The following is a 2,242-nucleotide window of genomic DNA, read 5'->3' on the forward strand; positions in this document are numbered from 1 at the left end:
GTGGACAACGTGCAGTTTCAGGATGGAATACCGGTGGAGGATCAATCTGACAGGAGCGCTGCCTGATGGTCATACACCAGATTTGACAATAACTCTGAAAAGAGTACGCTCTTGTCCATCTTTACTCGGATATTTGGCCTCGGATCTCCAGTTCTTGGATGAGCAACTCTAACTGAAGTCGTAGTGATTTCACTTCGCTCTTGAGCTCTTCGTCATCGGGCGTGGATATTTGCTGTTGAAGCAGTGCGGTGATGGCCTGCTGGGTTGCGATTTGAGCAGCACTGTTCGAAATACTCGCTTCGTAACCAGACAGGTTCTGTTGAGCCTGAACAAGACCTAGCTGAGATTGCAGTATGGCAGTGTCAATATTCGCTTCTGCGGTTCCAGCGGTTTTCCCAAATTCAATCTCTTTCGAAAGAAGCCTTTGCTGGCTTTCAAGTAAGTCGAGCTCTTGTTCAACAGCTTGAAGCTCGAGATATGCGTCGCTATTGAATCCTCTTAAATCAAGCTCGCTCTGCAAAACTTCTTTCTTTTTCGTAAGAATCTCCGCCTGGTCTTTCAGGTAGGTTTTCGCGAAGGTCTGTCGCTGCTGCACTAAATCAAGCCGCGCCTTCTCAGCTGTTGCTACGGTTTCAATATAGTTGGAGCTTGCGACATCAAGCGCCGACGATATCTCATTGCCAGATGACGTGAAATCATACTTCGCTGTAGTAATAAAACCGTCATCGTTAATGGTCAGTTGTAGATCTCTTTTTGACCAAGCATTTTCCTCATATGCGATTCTTCCGATTGGTGAGTCTGGAGCAATAACATTCACAACTTCAGATAAGCTAGCTTTCCATTGGACGGGTGTTTTTTCCGAGGAAGAAGATCCATTGAATGGACGCTCTGGGGGTTGTGCAGCGAAGAGCTTAAATACAAAAGGCTCTGGATCGCGATAGGCGATAAAGGCTTCGTCTGTGGTGTCAGCGCGAGTAAGGGATGTCGCCACTGACTGATTAATTCTTTCTAGAACGGGCGCTACACCAATTTCTTCAAACTCGGCCAAGTCGAGAGTGCCATCCGAAGTTGTGTCGACGATGATATCTGAAATCGCATAGCTTCGATTAAGCGTTTCAGCTTCTGGCGGTTTGACTCCGTAGTTTGATTTGATTTTCTTATCCGACGCATTGATGTAGCCGGTATAACGCGAAAGTTGACGCTCTAGTTTTGTTTTAAGCTGTTCTTCGAGGGCGATGCTTTCAAGCAAGCTTTTCTTTTCTTTTGCGCTCTCAGAACTCGCTGCTTTTTTGGTCATTTCCTCGATATTCTGCTGAGAGGCCGTAACTCCCTTTTTCAAGCGGTCGACCGCTTGGAACCACTCAGGTTTAATCCGGCCTGTTAGCAAGCCGATAACCTGGGTTTCTGGCATCAGCGGGGTGACAATTTCGTTAAGCCCAGCTGCAGAAATCAATTTTGCTCTAACCGCTTCACAGCTTTCGTCGATAGGCACCCCGAAAAGATTAAACTTTTCGTTTTGGGGTAAGAGACTAGTATCTGTTGGGAGCACGGACGGGACTGAAGTCGTGTAGCCGATGACCCTTGCTAAAAACTTAGCGCTAGTCTTTAGTGCTTCTCCTGCCTTTCCCGTTAGTTTGGCGTTCACGGATTTCAGAAGCCCACGTTCGTTTCTTATCAGCGTAACGGATCCATCGGCAAAAGTGCCCGGTTCAATCTGGATTGAATACACTTGGCTGGTATCTGCGATGGTCTCAAATTCTGAATCTAATACTCTTGAGACTGAATAAGCAACGCCGGTGGAATAACAGGTTTCAAGGAATCCCTGAGTAATAATGGAGAGGCGTTCGTTCGCCTTCATAGTCACGACCGCTGTTTGATTGAAAACAGCGTCAGAGGGGAAGGTTGTCGTTTTCTCCACCTCAAGGTTAAGGCGACTGACTGGGAGAGAATAGCGAAACCCGTTGGCAGCGGTATCGAGGGGTGTTGTTATTGTGGTACCTGCACAGCCAACTAGAAAAAATAAACCAACCGAAAGTATCGCTTTTTGCACGGATAAATCCTCCATGATGTCGATGTCCCCAACCCACTCCCTATTGAGGTGAAGTTTTTATAATGGCACATAATTGTAATTTGTGTAGGCGCGCAGTCGGGTTCTACCCCGTTTCCACGGACGGTTTTAAAACGGCGAACAGTTTTCTGTCCTGAGCAGCAACTCTACGTCGCATCCTAGGATTATGGAACC

Annotated in this window: 1 protein-coding gene; it reads right to left on the reverse strand. The window is 47.0% G+C overall.

What is annotated here, in order from left to right:
- Positions 1-121: 121 nt before the first annotated feature.
- The gene (locus BM035_RS22085; protein ID WP_008171503.1) at positions 122-2,065 is read right to left on the reverse strand and encodes a hypothetical protein; all 1,944 of its coding nucleotides are present in this window, start codon (positions 2,063-2,065) and stop codon (positions 122-124) included.
- Positions 2,066-2,242: the final 177 nt, after the last annotated feature.

It is taken from the genome of Marinobacter sp. DSM 26671 (genome assembly GCF_900112835.1).
In the GTDB taxonomy this organism is placed as follows: Bacteria; Pseudomonadota; Gammaproteobacteria; order Pseudomonadales; family Oleiphilaceae; genus Marinobacter; species Marinobacter flavimaris.

Bases quoted from the DNA above. Each gene is read 5' to 3' on its own strand.
- BM035_RS22085 (WP_008171503.1), bottom strand. From the start codon at position 2,065: ATGGAGGATTTATCCGTGCAAAAAGCGATACTTTCGGTTGGTTTATTT.